This window comes from Paenibacillus sp. Y916 (assembly GCF_056786435.1).
In genome coordinates this window covers 125,965-142,668 of record NZ_JBXCJA010000009.1, presented here as the reverse complement: position 1 = coordinate 142,668, position 16,704 = coordinate 125,965, and the positions used below count along the sequence as shown (strand labels likewise).

13 protein-coding genes are annotated in these 16,704 nt (G+C 40.6%); 1 reads left to right on the top strand and 12 read right to left on the bottom strand.

The genetic code is table 11. From position 1 onward, the window contains the following. Position 1: 1 nt before the first annotated feature. The 8 genes from AC1TO9_RS18185 to AC1TO9_RS18150 form a co-directional block, all read right to left on the bottom strand. The gene (locus AC1TO9_RS18185) at positions 2-1,753 is read right to left on the bottom strand and encodes a sensor histidine kinase (RefSeq protein ID WP_482060081.1); all 1,752 of its coding nucleotides are present in this window, start codon (positions 1,751-1,753) and stop codon (positions 2-4) included. Positions 1,754-1,811: 58 nt separating this feature from the next. Further along, on the bottom strand, positions 1,812-2,639 hold the full coding sequence (locus AC1TO9_RS18180) for a carbohydrate ABC transporter permease (protein ID WP_482056685.1): 828 nt from the start codon (positions 2,637-2,639) through the stop codon (positions 1,812-1,814). Between the two features lie 21 nt (positions 2,640-2,660). Then, complete coding sequence (locus AC1TO9_RS18175) at positions 2,661-3,536, bottom strand: carbohydrate ABC transporter permease (protein ID WP_482060080.1); 876 nt, start codon at positions 3,534-3,536, stop codon at positions 2,661-2,663. A gap of 71 nt (positions 3,537-3,607) precedes the next feature. Next, positions 3,608-4,873 (bottom strand): extracellular solute-binding protein, encoded by a 1,266-nt coding sequence (locus AC1TO9_RS18170; RefSeq protein WP_482056816.1) that lies wholly within the window; start codon positions 4,871-4,873, stop codon positions 3,608-3,610. Between the two features lie 209 nt (positions 4,874-5,082). After that, complete coding sequence (locus AC1TO9_RS18165; RefSeq protein WP_482060079.1) at positions 5,083-6,114, bottom strand: LacI family DNA-binding transcriptional regulator; 1,032 nt, start codon at positions 6,112-6,114, stop codon at positions 5,083-5,085. Positions 6,115-6,152: 38 nt separating this feature from the next. Continuing rightward, a complete protein-coding gene (locus AC1TO9_RS18160; protein ID WP_482056688.1) occupies positions 6,153-6,992 on the bottom strand; it encodes a carbohydrate ABC transporter permease in 840 nt (279 codons plus the stop codon). Then, the gene (locus AC1TO9_RS18155; protein WP_482056689.1) at positions 6,992-7,834 is read right to left on the bottom strand and encodes a carbohydrate ABC transporter permease; all 843 of its coding nucleotides are present in this window, start codon (positions 7,832-7,834) and stop codon (positions 6,992-6,994) included. The genes AC1TO9_RS18160 and AC1TO9_RS18155 overlap by 1 nt, the downstream gene beginning before the upstream one ends. Before the next feature lie 136 nt (positions 7,835-7,970). Beyond that, the gene (locus AC1TO9_RS18150; protein ID WP_482056690.1) at positions 7,971-9,347 is read right to left on the bottom strand and encodes an ABC transporter substrate-binding protein; all 1,377 of its coding nucleotides are present in this window, start codon (positions 9,345-9,347) and stop codon (positions 7,971-7,973) included. Positions 9,348-9,679: 332 nt separating this feature from the next. Between AC1TO9_RS18150 and AC1TO9_RS18145 the strand changes: the two genes are divergently transcribed. Next, positions 9,680-10,039 carry a helix-turn-helix domain-containing protein gene (locus AC1TO9_RS18145; RefSeq protein WP_482056691.1) on the top strand — a complete coding sequence of 120 codons (360 nt, stop codon included), beginning with the start codon at positions 9,680-9,682 and terminating at the stop codon, positions 10,037-10,039. 1 nt (position 10,040) lies between these two features. Here the strand turns inward: AC1TO9_RS18145 and AC1TO9_RS18140 are convergent, their stop codons facing one another. From AC1TO9_RS18140 to AC1TO9_RS18125, 4 genes are all read right to left on the bottom strand, one after another. Further along, positions 10,041-11,042: a hypothetical protein gene (locus tag AC1TO9_RS18140; RefSeq protein WP_482060078.1), complete on the bottom strand. Its 1,002-nt coding sequence runs from the start codon at positions 11,040-11,042 to the stop codon at positions 10,041-10,043. 59 nt (positions 11,043-11,101) lie between these two features. Then, positions 11,102-11,710: a hypothetical protein gene (locus AC1TO9_RS18135; protein WP_482060077.1), complete on the bottom strand. Its 609-nt coding sequence runs from the start codon at positions 11,708-11,710 to the stop codon at positions 11,102-11,104. A gap of 74 nt (positions 11,711-11,784) precedes the next feature. Further along, positions 11,785-15,312 (bottom strand): hypothetical protein, encoded by a 3,528-nt coding sequence (locus AC1TO9_RS18130; protein WP_482060076.1) that lies wholly within the window; start codon positions 15,310-15,312, stop codon positions 11,785-11,787. A gap of 34 nt (positions 15,313-15,346) precedes the next feature. Then, positions 15,347-16,681 carry a UDP-glucose dehydrogenase family protein gene (locus tag AC1TO9_RS18125; RefSeq protein ID WP_482056695.1) on the bottom strand — a complete coding sequence of 445 codons (1,335 nt, stop codon included), beginning with the start codon at positions 16,679-16,681 and terminating at the stop codon, positions 15,347-15,349. Positions 16,682-16,704: the final 23 nt, after the last annotated feature.

Sequence of the window (16,704 nt, the reverse complement as noted above, 5' to 3'; positions counted from 1 at the left end):
GTTATCCCTCCTTGATGGGAATGGAGAAGGCTATACGAGTTCCCTTATTTAACTCACTTTGGATATTCAGCTGTGAAGCGGATCCATAATGGAGAATAAGACGTTCATTCACATTACGTAAACCATATCCCAAGCTTCCTTCAAGCGATATATCTTCTGTACTTGTAAGATCACTTTTCACTTTATCTAGTCGCTCTACTGTCATTCCGATTCCATTATCAAGTATGAGGAAAATCAATAAATTCTCTTTTCTCTCTAGAAATATCGTAATCGTACCCTTCCCATCTATCTTCTGAATTCCATGAATCATCGCATTCTCTACTAATGGCTGTATAAGAAGTTTCAGCATCAACTTATCATTCAATTCAGTATCAATAATAAAATCGACATCAAATTGATCGGGAAATCGAATAGATTGTATTTGTGCATAACTTCTAATATGTGCTAACTCCTGATGAACTGGATAGTAATCTTTCCCTCTATTTAGGCTGATACGCAGAAAATCACTTAAGGCTTGAACCATATTGGCAATACGCTTATCATCATCCATGAGTGCGATCCAGTGGATAGAAGATAATGTATTATATAAGAAATGTGGATTAATCTGTGCTTGCAATGCCCGGATATCGGCCTCTTTCTTCCGAACCTCATCCCGGATCAACTGTTCCTTTAAGATAGCGATTTGTTTGCCTAGCATATTGTAGCTTTTACCAAGCATACCAATCTCGTCATTCGAACTACTTGGAAATATAGGTAGCGGACGCTCTGGATCAATCCTAGTTAACAATCTCGTGAGTACTCTAAGTGGATTGGTCACTCGCTGAACGACAAACAAAATTAAACCCGCACTGATAACTACAGAGAGTGCAACCGCAACAAGGGTAAGCTGCCAGATATAACGATTCTGTGAGCTGTATAAATCATACGGAATCGTGCCGATTAACATCCAACCTAATTCTTGCTGACGATAGTGTAGAATCGTTTGTTTCGCATGTCCTTCACCATAGGTGTTATTCCCGAACTTGGTTTCACTTAATTCCTGTATCATTCCTGGATATACGGTATCCATCGGCATGGACAGCCAGCTTTTATTCGTAGCAGACAGGATTTCACCCTGATCGTTCACTAATGCAACTTGCCCTTGTCCATCCCCAAGCTGTGGCTGCGACCAATATTCTGATATCACTTTCTCATCTAAACTGATAGCTAACCAGCCTAGTGGTTTATAGTCATGTATACTCCGTAAAGGCCTTATGAACGTAATAATATTGTTAGTTCCTGCATAATCCCGAACAGAATATACTCCCGTCCATTTCTTCTCTTTCACTTCCTCAATATTTAATTGACTTGATAAATCAGATTCATACAACGACGTAGTTGATATCTCTGATATACCATTAAAAGGATAAATGGTGATATCTGATAGATAAGGCTTGGAACTCGCTAGATTAGTGAGCATACCTACGATATTCGGTATTTTACTATTGTTGTCATCCGCAGAACCAAGCCACTGTTGTATTTCACGGTCACCGATGAGGAATAGGGAGATATTCTCGACATCTTGTATTATAAATTGTAGATTCCCATCCATCTGACTTAGCATGTCAATTCCTGCAAGCTTCGATTTGTCCTCCGTAATTCGTAATGAAATAACATAAGAAAATCCACCTAGAAATAACAGAGGAACCAAGATAGAAACGAGCATTAAAATAAACAGTTTGCGTCGCAGAGAAGCCTGTATCCATGTATTCACCGTACTTGTTCCTCCATCCTCGTTTCACATCTATGATAGATTCTCTTCGTTACACCAACTAACCTTTAACCGCTCCTGCCGTCATCCCCTTCATCACTTGATCCTGAAATATTAGATAAATGAGTATAGTTGGAATCACAGAGATGGTCATTGCAGCAAGCGTGAGACCATAATCCGTTTGATACCCATCGGCAAAATTTGCTATGCCCAGAGGGAGTGTTTTCAAACTCGTTTTATTAATGAGAACTAATGCGAAAGAGAAATCATTCCACGAATGTAGAAAGCTTAAGATCGTAACCGTAGACAAGGCGGGGACAGAAATCGGTAGAATGATCTTGGTGAACAATCCCCATAAGCTTGTGCCGTCAATAAAGGCAGCCTCTTCAATCTCTTTAGGGATCGTTGTTAGGTAAGCTGTGAGTACGAATATCGCCGTTGGAAGGGCAAACGCTGTGTATGGTAATATAAGAGCCCAATACGTATTCAGTAATGACATTTGTTTCATTAGAATAAACAGTGGAACCAATGTACTGTGAATAGGTATCAACATCCCTACCACGAAGAACGTCATAATCCAACCTTTGAATCTGAATTGAAATCTTGCCAGTATAAAAGATGCCAAAGACGCGATAAATAACGTCATGATTAATGACCCCACGGATACTATGGTCGAGTTAAAAAAGGCTGTTCCCAGTTTGGAACTTTCCCAAGCGCGAGTGAAGTTATCAAAGTGCCAGGTCTCCGGCAGTCCGAAGGGATGGCTATAGAAATCCTCATTGTTCTTAAAGCCACTGATGATGAGCCAGAAGAATGGGTATAAGGTAAAAATACCATATCCCGTTAGTATCGTCCAAAACAATCCCTTTTTCATTATATTTATGTTCATGATGAACTCCTCCTCTCCAACCTACTGTTTGGACTTTCTACTGGTAATCCATTGACTAGTCCCAATTAATATAAGACTTATTAACACAATCGTCGTTGAGATTGCACTACCAAATCCATAACGGTAAGAGGTGAATGTTGAATTATACATGTATGTGGCAAGGAGTTCCGTAGCATGTGCAGGTCCACCTTTAGTCATGATATAAACGAGGTCGAATGATTTCAGACTACCTGAAATGCAAAGAATAAGAGCAACTTGTACCGTCCCCCAAATCATGGGAAGGGAAATCGATACTAATTTTCTTAATCCAGTTGCACCGTCGAGCTGAGCTGCATCATGAATTTCTCCAGGAATATTCTGTAGAGCGGACATAAAGATAATGAGATACAATCCTACGAAACTCCAAATCAACGGAGGGATTAGTGAGAAGATAGCGATCTTATCGTCAGATAACCATTGTAGTTTCCAGCTCTCCAAACCTATAAAGTCTAAGAAAAAATTGAGAATACCAATTTGTGGGTGATATATATACTGCCATATGATTCCAATAACAACGGTAGATAGTACCATGGGTAAGAAGATAGCCGAGCGTAAGAAACGTTGTAGGCCATTATTTTTACTCAAAAGAATAGCTAATATAAGTGCGAGTGGTACCTGACCAAGAACGGCTGCTCCAACAAAGATCAAATTATTCTTTAGCGCACGCCAAAATATAGGGTCTTGTATAATTTCCACATAATTTTCTAGACCAATAAAGGTAGACGCACCCATTCCTGACCAACTGAAAAAGCCATAGTAGCTCGACCAAATAACAGGTACAAATACAAATAGTGCATAAATCAGAAGAGCTGGCAGTAGACCGATTATAATAAAGCGTCGATTCCGGAGTGTACTCATCCAAGTTTCACTTCCCTTATAATAAAGGTGAACCCTCCCAACAGGGAGGGTTGGTTATGATATTAAGATATCTATTTGCCAAGAGCCTTGACTTGGGCATCCTGTATTTTCTTAGCTATATCTTCTGGATTGCCTCCGTTCAGTAATTCCTGTAGGCCATTATTCGTGACTTCAACCGCAGCAGAACTTAATTTCGAATCATATACAGGGCTGATCTTTACATTCTTCATTAATTCATATAGTTCTACGAATAGAGGATTGGCTTTACTTGGGTCTAGTTCAATGTTATAGCTTACCAACGTGCTGCTATCCAATGTTGCCTGTTGTCCCTCTGGACCGGATAGTGCATATAACAACTCCATAGCAGCTTCCTTCTTAACTCCCGTTAATTTCTTACTCACTCCAAGTCCAGTTCCCACAACACCTGCAGTAAAACTTGCATCACCCTTGCCCCCATCTATAGACGGAATAATGGTAATATGTGTGTTGTCTAGCACTTCCTTAGGCGCATTACTCACTAAGTTAGCAAGTGCCCATCCGCCATTAATAACCATAGCTGATTTACCTTGGAAGTAGAGCTGCATCATCTGAGTTTCATCAATACCATTAAATCCATCCTGAAATGCATTGGCTTTACCTAAGTCCTGTAGAACCGTTAAAGCCTTGACGAATTCAGGATCTGTAAACTTGGCACCATCCTGATTAACAGCTTTTAAGAACCATTCCGTTCCGGTTACACGATCTCCTATCGTACTAAAGATGGTTGATTGTGCCACCCAATTCGTCTTATTCCCTAAGGCAATAGGAATGATATCATTCTTGTTGAATATATCAATCGCTGTTAGCAACTCATCCCATGTCTTAGGGACGGAAACATTATATTGATCAAACAAAGATTTATTATAATAAAGAAAAGAGCTCGGCGCTAAATTCATGGGAACAGAATAAATATTATTATCTATCGTATATCCATCAAGCGCATTCGGAATGAAATTATTTTTCCATTCTGGTTTACTGTCTAGAAATTCGTTAATAGGTTGTAGAAGATTACCTTTTTGGAATTCCTTCGTCATTGCGTCGGGCCACATCACGAATAAATCAGGCATCTCATCCGCTGCTGCCACAGTTCTAAGCCGTGTTTTTAATCCATCAGTTGGAAGTCCTTCGTCTTCTAGGGTGACCTCAGGGTGAGCTGTTTGGAAATCCTCTAACAATTTCCTCATTGTTATAGACTTAGCATCCTGACCTGTCCAGTTATGCCAAACCGTTAATGTCACTTTCTCCCCTGAGCTATCTCCGTTATTGGTAACTCCTTGATTGCTACAGCCAATTAGCATTAATGCAGACATCATGGCGGCTAAAGTAGCTTTCGTGAATTTATTCATCTGTTTGAACCTCCCTTTAGTAATGATTAGTAACTTAATTCCATACTAATGGAATCGCTTTCAATTTGTTAGGGGTCAAATTACAGCTATAAGGTAGGCAAATATAAGATATATAACAAAAAAAGCTGAATACAATTGCTATCAGCTTTTTTTATCCGGCATTATGATAAAGGCCTAGTCGAATCCCTGACTATTAATTCAGCCGGGAAGATCTTATGTGAATGCGTTATATTCTTATTGATCAGATCAAATAGAATCTTTATTGTTTCTTCTGCGATTTCTACTACTGGCTGTCTAATTGTCGTAATCGAAGGATTGTAAAAGAAAGAAATATCTAGACCATCGAAGCCAGCTACTGAATAATCTTCCGGCACTCTTTTGCCAGCTTCAAATATAGCTTTACATGCTCCAACCGCCAGGCTATCCGAAAGGGCATATATAGCTGTAAATTCTTTATTTGACTCTAATAATTCTTTCGTAACGATATACCCGTTTTCCATCGTATAACTTTCAATTTGTTCTTTCATAACACGTACCAATTCTAAGTCCAACTCTATGCTATGATCACTTAAAGCTTTCTTATAGCCTTCATATCTTAGTTTACCAATACTCGCATCTTCCATATGCGCGGTAATGATAGCAATTTTCCGATGTCCTTGATTACATAAATAATCTACCATCTTATAGCTTTCTTTGAAGTCATCAACGGACACCGAAGAATAAGCATTCGGTTCAAACTCTTCTGTCATCCCTATCGTACTTAGCACGAATGGAACCGTTAACTGGGTTAGTTTCTCCTTTGAATGTGAGAAATACCCCCCGAGAAATACAATGCCTTTCAGCCTTTTCTCTTTCACGAGTTCAATAGCAACATCGATCTCATCTTGATTCTCGTCCACTCGTTGCAATATGAATGAATACTTCTTCCTTTTAATCTCTTCTTCAAACACCTTAATAATATGATTGAAAAAGGGATTCGTGATCCCTTTGATCAATACAGCTATCGTCTTTGAAGCAGCACGTTTCAGATTTCTAGCGCTATTGTTGGGAACATAATGATTTTCTTTAATGACCTGCATGATCATTGTTTTGGTCTCTACATTAATATCTGGATGATTATTGATCGCTCTAGATACAGTGGTTACACCAACGCCACACATCTTTGCAATATCGATAATTGTAATTCTATCCATAGTCACTCTTCCCCGCAGTCTGGATAATAATAAATCCTTTAACCCTTAACAGCACCAGCAACAACGCCTTCAATAATATACTTCTGGCTTGTTAGATAGAATATGATAATAGGCACAATTGCAAGTACGAGCATAGCCATCATTGCTCCCATATCTATAGAACCGAATCCACCCTTAAGATACTGAATAGCAACAGGAATTGTTTTATATTCATTACCAATAACTAACGCTGGGAGTAAGTAATCATTCCATACCCACATCACATTTAGAATCGATATCGTTATAGCTGTCGGCTTAAGAATAGGTAATACAACCTTGAAGAATGCCTGAACCGGATTGCATCCGTCCATCATAACAGCTTCTTCGATCTCAATAGGAATTGATTTCACGAACCCGCTGAACATAAATACGGATAATCCTGCACCGAATCCTAGATATATTAGTATAATCCCAAACGGATTGTCCAGATGTAACACGTTAGCTACCTTAGTCATCGTGAACATGACCATTTGGAAAGGGACGATCATTGAGAACACGAATACGTAGTACAACGCATTATTGAACTTCGATTTCACCCTTGTAATGTACCATGCTGTCATCGAAGTTAATAAAATAATAACAGCTACAGAACATACTGTGATAAACAAAGACATTCCAAATGCACTCATGAAGTTCGTCTTCGCAATCCCACTAACGTAGTTCTTCATCCCTGCGAATGTTGTGCTGTCAGGAAAACGGAATGGAGCATCACTAATATAGAACTTCCCTTTGAAAGAGTTCATAAACACGATTAATATAGGTGCCAAAAATGCTAAGGATAGAATGGATAGGAATATGGTTAAAATTCCATTCTTTAGTTTCCTTGTGTTAGTCTCCATTAGCTCTCAATCTCCTTTCTTCTAGTAAGGACAAGTTGTATTAACGCAATAGCTGCGACCAGAAGGAAGAACACAACTGCTTTGGCTTGGCCTACACCCTCATAACCTGTTCTACTATAGAAGGTATTGAAAATATCGAGTGCCAACATCGCTGTTTGTTTGGAGGGAGCACCTGCCGTTAAAGCTAAGTTCTGATCAAATAATTTGAATGAGTTAGATAGTGTAAGAAATAAACATATGGTGATTGCTGGCATAACTAACGGTAGGGTCACATTACGTAACACCTGAAAACGTGTTGCACCATCGATCTTCGCTGCTTCTACTATATCTTTAGGAACATTCTGAATACCTGCTATATAGATAATCATCATATACCCTATTAATTGCCAATTCATAAGTATGACCAATCCCCAGAATCCATACTGAGCATCAAAAGTCAAAGTAACCCCGAAGTACAATAATGCACCATTAAGAATTAACTGCCAAATATAACCTAGTACAATACCGCCGATTAAGTTCGGCATAAAAAATATCGTTCTGAAAAGGTTCGTACCTTTGATTCCTTTTGTTAGTAGCGTTGCAATCAAGAATGCAAATACGTTAACAGTGAGGACAGATAATACTGTAAATTTAACTGTAAACCAAAGAGCATTTATGAATTCCGGGTTAGAAAAAGCCTTTACGTAATTATCGAAGCCAACCCATTTGGCATCCGTTACCGTAGTGAACTCCGTGAAAGACAGAAATATTCCCATTAGAAAAGGTATAATAAATACTACCGAAAAGGCTAGTAGCGTTGGCAATGCAAACAGTGCAAAGTATTTTTTATATGATTTTTGCATTTGGTCTTCTCCTATCTCAGTATGCGAAAATAGTGCATGCCACTGAGCACCTAAAACGTGGTACTCAGTGGCATAAATTTCACTAGCATAACAATTGAAATTTGCAAAGCATTCATTCAATTGTATTTACAAATTATTATTTCGTTCTTTCAGACTTCCATGAATCTACTACGATCTTCGTAACATCATCCCAAGCTTTATTACCTTGAGCATATTCTAGCAATGCATCACCGAAGTAATTCTTGAACTCTTCACTTGGAAATGCTGCGAATGTCCAAGGTACGGATACAAGATCTTTTTCCATCCAAGTGGATACTTCTTTAGCTAGCGGATCCGCTGGCTTCTCAGCATCTGTAAATGTATTGAATGGAGCAATGAATCCTAGGTCATTCGTTACATAGCTCTTCCCTTTTTCACTTGAGAATAACCATTCCAAGAAAGCCACAGATGCCGCTTGTTTCTCAGGAGATACTTTACTATTGATGGAGAAGTAGTTCTCTGTTCCAATAGCTAGACCTTGTTTCTCTTCACCAGGCATACCTGTGTACATTGGTAGATACTTAATATTATCAGCCTCTACTGTGTTACCATCTACTTCACCGATTTGTCCCCATGCCCAGTTACCATTCTGAACCATAGCCGATTGACCAAGAGCAAATTCAGCCATAGAATCTGTCACTGTTTTACTTCCTAGAAGTTTACCAGTAGTAACAGAATTATTGATGTATAAGTCAAAAAGATTCTTGAAGTTCTCGCCGTATTTAAACGAAATTTCATCACTTGCTAAACCAGCTAAAGTGCTGTTATCAAATTCAGTATTATCATTGAACTCATAGTGCAAAGGAATGTTAGCTAAGTGAGACTGCCATCTCCATTGCTCACCAGCTCCTAAAGAAGTAGATGAGAATACACCTTTAATTCCAAGTTGGTCTTTCTTAGCAGTCATATCTTCAACAACCGCTTGTAATGTAGCGAAGTTATTGATTTCAGCTGCTGAAGAAATTGTAACCGCTTTATCTGCTGATGCAAAGTATTTCTGCATAATAGCGTCATTGTAAATGATACCATATCCTTCTACAACATAAGGGATACCATACACACCATCTTCACTAGATACTGCTAGACTTTGATCTGACAAGTAGCTGTAAAGCTTAGTATCCTTTAGATCTAAAGTGTAGTCTTTCCAAGCATCATAACCAACTGGACCATTGATTTGGAAAATGGTAGGAGCGTCTGATTTCGCAACTTCAGACTTCAATGTTGTTTCATACGTACCTGCCGCGGCTGTTACAACTTTTACTTTAACGCCTGTTTCCGCTTCATAATCTTTAGCGATCGCTTTGTATGTTTCTGCAATTTCAGGTTTAAAGTTCAAGAAATAAATTTCTCCAGCTTTACCTGGTGCGGTATTTGTATCTGTAGCATTCTTATCGTTGTTAGTGCCACATGCGCTTAGTGCGCCAATAACTAGTGTTGCTGCTAAAGCAAGTCCTAATATCTTTTTTACTTTCATTGTTGTTCCCCTTCTTTTCTTTGAGATTTGTACTTCTTCTTTCTTCGTATAACCCCTAATACTCAAAATAAGATTGTGGTAACGCTTACTTTAATCATCGGAAGCGTTATCGGTAACGTTTCCAATCTGTGGTTATAGAGTAACATACCGTTATATTGTTTGCAATATATTTTTATATTAATCATTATCTCTTTATTATATTAATTCCATTTTTACATTGTGCACACAATTGATGAACATGCTATACTTATGATTCCAATTACTAGGAGTAGATATAAGCGTATCTTACCTTAACGAAAAAAATACACTATAACGTTGGAAGGGGGGGGCGGATGATGTTCGCAAAGCGACTAAAGCAGTTGCGCAAACAGAGGAAATTAACCATGCAGGAAGTTGCCGATTACGTGGGGGTTGCAAAGAGTACATATGCAGGGTATGAATCTGGATACCGCCAACCGACGTTAGAATCCATTCATACCATATCTCGAAAATTGCGCACGTCTGCAGATTATCTTTTGGGGCTTACGGATTACCCTGAACCACCTGAGAAACTAAATCATAATGCAAAAGAATATTTAAATTACGAGAAGCTTCACTGGGACGGTGTTCCTTTGGAGCAGGACGATCTCGAATTAATACGTAACTTACTTGAACGTGTGCTCCGAGACCGCCCTTTGTCAAAGGATGAATGACTTATCCTCCCATTAATTGCTGTAGCTTCGCTTCGGACTCTTTTTTAAGATTCGCCTTTAAAGAGTTGTATGAGTCTCTCCACTCCTCAATAACCTTTTCTGATACTGAATCATCATTGGCGTTGTTTATTTGTTCTTGAAATGCATCTCCACACTTGGATTCTGCAGTTGCAATCTCCTTCGTTTGTTTCTCTCTCCATTCATGAACGTTGAGGGGATTCCCCAAATCGAGTTGCCGAAAACTCACATCCGCTCCACTTAGCACCACATTCATATCCTTCGTACACTTCGCATGAATCGTTATGATCTCTTGTTCATATTTCTGTGCTACATTTACTGCAGGTTCAACTTGATTCACGCTCGTCATCGGAGTCTGTGTATTTGACTTCGGCGGACTTTGCTCATCTGACTTCGTTGAGATCTGCTCATCTAACTTCGTTGGGCTCTGCTCATTTGACTTCGTTGAGATCTGCTCATCTAACTTCGTTGGGCTCTGCTCATCTAACTTCGTTGGGCTCTGCTCATTTGACTTCGTTGAGATCTGCTCATCTGACTTCGTTGGGCTCTGTGTGTTCGAGCGCATCGTGCTTGAAAGATCTGGTTTCGTTACAGATTGTTTGTCAGATTTCGTGACCGTTTGCTCCGCTTTGTTCGGAACATCTGCAGATGGCGATAATTCTGTGTTGATCTCCCGTTCCTCATTAGCTGTCACTGTAGAATCCATGGGCTCCATCTCGTCTATCACTGACGGCTGTTCGTTCGCCTGTATATCTATTGTTCCTTCAGTATCTCCGATAGAGAGTACCTCTTCATTCTGTAATATTTGCTGGCTCGGCTCCTTCACATTCCCGTCTGCAATGAGTGCTTTCTCTGAGGATTCACTCCAATACAAGCCTCCCCACACACAAAGTAATATGAGAGTAAGGGATGCTAAGATTACTACGGGAGCATCCTTTTTATAGAATCGACGTCTTCTCTTCCGGCCTTTATTTTGTTTTCCCATCGTTATTGTGACACCACCTTTTCATGAAATATATGGGCTGTAACTTCATAAGCATAGGGTTATGGTTGCAAGTTCAATTCACGTTTGGCCTCATCGTATGTTTTCCCTTTACTAATCCCATATTTCTGAGCCATTTTCGATAGTTTATTATAGTCTTCAGAGGATAGGGTTGCTAGAAGTAGCTCTTTTGCTTCTCGTTTTTCTGCTACAGTCAGACCTCCTTTGGCTAGATTCCACAGTTTCTCCGAACTTGATTTGTCTAAATTACTTGCCATGATGGAAATAATGTTGGTTTTATCTCCTGCAGTTAAGTTTTCCTGCACTTGATTCACCTGTTGATCTGTTACGGTCCCAGTAGGCTGACTAAAGTTATTAACCTGGCCTTTGTCATTCTCTTGTGTGACATCTGTCCGCTGTTCAGGCGAATCTTTCCCACTCTCCATCACGGGTTGATTGTCACGACTAGCAACGGCCTCATCTAATTCCTTCAGAGGTAGAGGATCTTCTTGTAAAGTATTAAGAGGTGTCCATGTCTCCTCTGATTCAGAAGTAAGGACGTTCATCAATTTCAGAACTGTATAATCAACTACAAACAAACCGCAAATGCCTATGACAAGGACAATCCCCAAGCACCATATGATCCATTTCAGGCGTTTTCTACGCTTCATGAATGATCCACCTTTCCATACCAATAGAAATAAACCAGCCCCCTTCTAAAGTTAGAAAGAGGGCTGGTCTCTATTTAAAAATTACGTAAATCGTTAAAAATTTGATTCATTATCTTTTTAGCATAACTTTTCGCGTTGTTAATCGCTTTTGTCTTGATTGCTTTAGAAACATTCTCTACTTTGTTAATTTCCTCGATACTTTCATTACGAGCTTTGATTACCTCTGTTAATAGATCTATTTTCACAAAATCATCCGTAGCAGAAGTAAGTCTTATTGAGATATCATCCATTTGTTCCTTTAGAGACTCAACAATTCTTTTCACATCAGCTTCTGGGTCAATAACTCCATCTCCATTAACAAGCTTGATCTCTTGCTTGAAGATCACTTTAGAACTACCTCCGAAATAATTGTTGAGTGTGGCTTGAATAACAATCGTTCCTTCCAATACCTTTTTCGAAATGGTTACTTTCCCATTGTAGTCTACCTTAACATCCTTACTGCCAGATACCTTCTTCCATTTCAAGCTAGATGAAGGAAGTTCTACCCCAAGCACTGCCAAACCATACACATGCTGGCGTCCGCTATCTGTAATTTCCACGGTTGCTTCAGCACTCATTCGAATATAGGCTGTAGACATTGCTTTGATGGCCGGTTCATCATGCTTTAGTTTGGACTTAAATTTAAGAACCATAGAGGCCATATCTACAGGTTTGACGCCAAGATTGTACATGACTTCACTCAACGCATAGCCTTGCGTATCGGATAGAACAGTAGCCAACGCTTCACTTCTGACACCTGTCAGCCCATTCTTATTCTTTAATAACTTAGTAAATTCATTAGAATCCATAGCTGCGATATGATCAAGCATCGTTCCTTCAACTCCTCGGTTCTCGCCGGCATCACCGAACATTAGAATGAGGAAGTCATCGATCGCAAGTGTTGAAATTCCGCCAGCCTTCCCAATCGTTTCTAGTGTCGCTTGGAATTTCGGATTTGTCCGAATCGCTTCAAGTTGCGATGCATCAGGATCGTATTGAATCGAACCAACAGCTTTCATAATCTCGAATAAGCCTTTCTTCAATTCTGCTTTATTCGTTGTACCCGGAAGATTAGCCTCAATAGGCTTCCATATTGGGTCGATTAACGATAGATCTTTCGTAACCCTAAGTCCCGCAATCTCATCCCGAAGCTTACGAACATCCTTTACATCCGAAGCGCCTCCTTCAACAAGTGCAGCACGCAGCAGATTCATCCGCTCTAGGAACTGCTCAGCCGGGAAGATATTCCCTTCCTCCTCCAGAGCTGTTAACGTCACTTCATTCTCAAAAATAACTTTGGCAGATGTTCCATTCACAAGCTTTGCCTGAATAACTGCTGTAGCATTTGCTACACCTCGTGGAATCGTCACTGAACCATTCGGCAGCACAGTCACATCTTCACTTCCCGATACCTTGCTCCATGTCAGTACAAACGCTGGAACATCTACTCCCAATACCTTCAGGCTATAATCATGCTGACGACCATTCTCGCTTATCTGTTCCGTTGCAATTGCTTCTGCACGGATATAGGCAATCGTCATAGCGTAACTAGCAGGCTCATAATTCTGCAACTTAACTTGGAAGCCCAGTATGGTCATTCCTAGTTCCTGCGGCGTAACACCTAGAGAGCTTAGAATAGCACTCAGCTTATAATCCTCGGTATTGCTAAGCAACTCCTTCACCACTTGAAGCTTCAGTGCTGCCATTTCTTGCTTACTACTAAGTAGACTAAGCAGTTCGATAGAGCTCATGCTCGCAAGTTTATCCCGAACGATACCTTCAATACCTTTATGGGTCTCCCCGTCACCGAACATAAACATCAGAAAATCATCTATGACTAGATTAGAATTGCCACTAGCTGCTGCAATTGTCTTCAACGTCGCTCGATATTCAGGGTTCGTCCGAATTTCCTCAAGCTCCGTCGCCATTGGATCATATTGGATCGATCCCACAGCCTTAATCAACTGGAAGAAACTCGCCTTCAGCTTCGTCTTATCAACAGAATCCGGAAGTTTGGTCGCGATTTTATTCCATATCGGGTCAATCAACGCTTGATCTAAGACGACATCAAGCCCTCGAATTTCATCCCGCAAGCTTTGAACTGCCTTAAGATCCGTCGGATCTCCTGCTCTAAGCGCCTCATGTAACTTGTTCATACGCTCAAGGAACTGCTCTACAGGGAACTGTGTTTCTCCTTCTTTAACTGTTGCGGTCAAAGTCACTTCTTTCTCAAAAATAACTTTAGCTACTCCTCCATAGGGATTCATCAGCTTCGCTTGGATCACAGCTGAGGCACTTTCAATACCCTCTGGAATGGTCACAACACCAGCGGTAGTTACCTTTACATCGTTGCTACCGGACACTTTACTCCACTGCAACACCATACCCGGAACGTCCACGTTGGAGACCCTTAAGCTATACGTATGTTGAAGTCCATCCTCACTTATCTTAGCTGTTTCCTTTGTGACCGTGCGTAGATAGGCTACGGTCATAGCATTGATAGCTGGTTCATCCTTTTGCAATGTAACTTGGAAGCCTAGAACCATCGATCTAATATCTTGCGGTGTAATATTTAATTTATTAAATATCGAGCTGATTGTGTAATCATCCGTTGCACTTAGCAACTTGTCTGTTGATTGAAGGAGGACCGCAGTAATTCCTTGTTTATTACCTAGCATGATTATTAATTCCTGTAACGACATCTTTTGAATCTCACTGCTTATGGTCCCTTCTATACCCTTGCGGCTATTACCATCACCGAACATAAACACGAGAAGATCAACTATATTTACAGTCTCACCAGCGCCAGATGCGGCAGCGATCGTATTTAGCGTTGAACGATATTCAGGATTCGTACGTATTGCTTCCAGTTCCGTCGCCCCTGAGTCATAGCGCAATGAACCTACATCTTTGACAATACGGAATAAGTTGACCTTAAGCTCTGCTTGATTTACAGATTCCGGAAGCTTCAAGCTTATTTTATTCCATATTGGATCAATCAGATGCAAATTTGTAGATTCATCGAGCCCTCTAATTTCATCCCGTAGATCTCTTACGTCCTGCACATCTGCCGGATCACCCGCTGCGAGTGCCGCATTTAGCGCATTCATACGCTCTAAGAAGACACTCGACGGAAGATCCGATTGCACAGCGTTCGACTCATCCGGATCCTCGATAGGAACATTAGGCGACAACACATCTTCCGCAGCTTCCAATCTATCCTTAAGATCTTCAAAAAGGCTCGGTGGCAATACCGACTGTGCGGCGCGCAACTCATCCATAAGCTCTAAGTAAATGCCTGGTTGCAGTTCCGTTCTTGCAGCTTCCAGCCTACTCTTAAAGTCTAAGAATACACTTGGCGGCAACTTTGATTCCGCCGCGTTCAGTTCATTCATAAGCTCTTCGAATAAGCTCGGTGGTAGACCCGAATCCGCTGCATTAGCAACATGAACTATGCCCAAGTTTTGTGCTAAACCCTTCTGACTAAGTGGTAATCCTCCAAGCGATGCAGTAATCATAGATACGGTAAGAGCAGATACGGTCATTTTTTTTCTAAACGTCATGTTTTTCACCTCTATCATAGATTTGGGTCTTACATTAAAGAACGGGCATGGGCTGTTTCACGCCTTTATTTAAGCTAGGACGGCCAACTGAATAATAAATGAAATCCGTGCCTAGTAAATCCTCTTCGTTAAATACATTTCGTCCATCGATAAGTATAGGACTCTTCAGTACCGATTGGAGCTGTGCGAGATCAACCTCAGTAAATTCTTCCCACTCTGTGAGCAAACAAAGTGCATCCGCACCTTGAGCGGTTTCCATCGCATTATTGCACCATTCCACCCCATCCTTACCAAATAGAGCACGGAAGTTGTCCATTGCAATCGGGTCATAAGCCTTTACTTCAACGCCGTTATCAACCAAATGCTGAATAATCTCCAAAGCTGGCGAATCGCGTACGTCATCGGTATTCGGCTTGAATGCTAATCCCCACACAGCGACCGTCTTCCCTTTCAACTCACCCTCAAAAATCGCCCCAAGCTTTCTAATAACGTTAAATCGCTGATCCCGATTTACTTCAACAACCGAACGTAGTAGCTTGAATTCGTAATCGACATTACCAGCGATTTGAATAAGTGCACTTGTATCCTTGGGAAAGCAAGAACCTCCATATCCAATACCGGCCTTCAAAAATGACGGTCCTATCCGTTTGTCATGGCCCATTCCTTCCGCGACCTTCGTCACATCTGCACCAACTTTCTCACAGATGTTAGCAATCTCGTTAATGAATGAAATCTTCGTTGCAAGAAAAGCGTTCGATGCATATTTAATCATTTCTGCGCTCCGAATATCCGTCACGACAATCTGTTCTGTCAATGGCTTATGCAACTGAGTCATGGTGTTCGCTGCATCCTGAGAGTCAGCTCCGATAATGATTCGATCGGGATATAATGTATCTTGTATTGCTGAGCCTTCTCGTAGAAACTCCGGCAGTGAGATAGAGTCAAATGGTTTATTACTTTGGGTTCGAATCAATGCTGCCAATCGCTCATTCGTTCCGACTGGCACCGTGCTCTTCACAGCAATGATCTTATAATTGTTCATTGCTTGCGCAACTTCAAGAACTGCTTGATCGATATATTCGAGATTCGCTTCACCATTAGGCAATGGGGGTGTTCCAACAGCTAGTATAATAATATCCGATTGTGTTACAGCGCTGAATATATCGGTCGTAAAGGAAAGTCTGCCCTTCGTGCGATTCGCCGCAGCCAATTCCTTCAGACCTGGTTCATAGATGGGAATGCCTCCGGCATTCAACATTTCAATCTTGGAAATATCCTTATCCACACAAATAACCTGATTCCCGAGCTCTGCATAACAGATGCCTGATACAAGCCCGACATAACCGGTTCCGATAACCGTAATCTTCATTCTCTTCGCTCCTTCATGAAATT

Coding starts and splice junctions, on each gene's coding strand:
- AC1TO9_RS18130 (WP_482060076.1), bottom strand. CDS start 15,312: ATGACGTTTAGAAAAAAAATGACCGTATCTGCTCTTACCGTATCTATG.
- AC1TO9_RS18160 (WP_482056688.1), bottom strand. CDS start 6,992: ATGGAGACTAACACAAGGAAACTAAAGAATGGAATTTTAACCATATTC.
- AC1TO9_RS18175 (WP_482060080.1), bottom strand. CDS start 3,536: ATGAGTACACTCCGGAATCGACGCTTTATTATAATCGGTCTACTGCCA.
- AC1TO9_RS18145 (WP_482056691.1), top strand. CDS start 9,680: ATGATGTTCGCAAAGCGACTAAAGCAGTTGCGCAAACAGAGGAAATTA.
- AC1TO9_RS18150 (WP_482056690.1), bottom strand. CDS start 9,347: ATGAAAGTAAAAAAGATATTAGGACTTGCTTTAGCAGCAACACTAGTT.
- AC1TO9_RS18165 (WP_482060079.1), bottom strand. CDS start 6,114: ATGGATAGAATTACAATTATCGATATTGCAAAGATGTGTGGCGTTGGT.
- AC1TO9_RS18155 (WP_482056689.1), bottom strand. CDS start 7,834: ATGCAAAAATCATATAAAAAATACTTTGCACTGTTTGCATTGCCAACG.
- AC1TO9_RS18125 (WP_482056695.1), bottom strand. CDS start 16,681: ATGAAGATTACGGTTATCGGAACCGGTTATGTCGGGCTTGTATCAGGC.
- AC1TO9_RS18180 (WP_482056685.1), bottom strand. CDS start 2,639: ATGAACATAAATATAATGAAAAAGGGATTGTTTTGGACGATACTAACG.
- AC1TO9_RS18170 (WP_482056816.1), bottom strand. CDS start 4,873: ATGCTAATTGGCTGTAGCAATCAAGGAGTTACCAATAACGGAGATAGC.
- AC1TO9_RS18135 (WP_482060077.1), bottom strand. CDS start 11,710: ATGAAGCGTAGAAAACGCCTGAAATGGATCATATGGTGCTTGGGGATT.
- AC1TO9_RS18140 (WP_482060078.1), bottom strand. CDS start 11,042: ATGGGAAAACAAAATAAAGGCCGGAAGAGAAGACGTCGATTCTATAAA.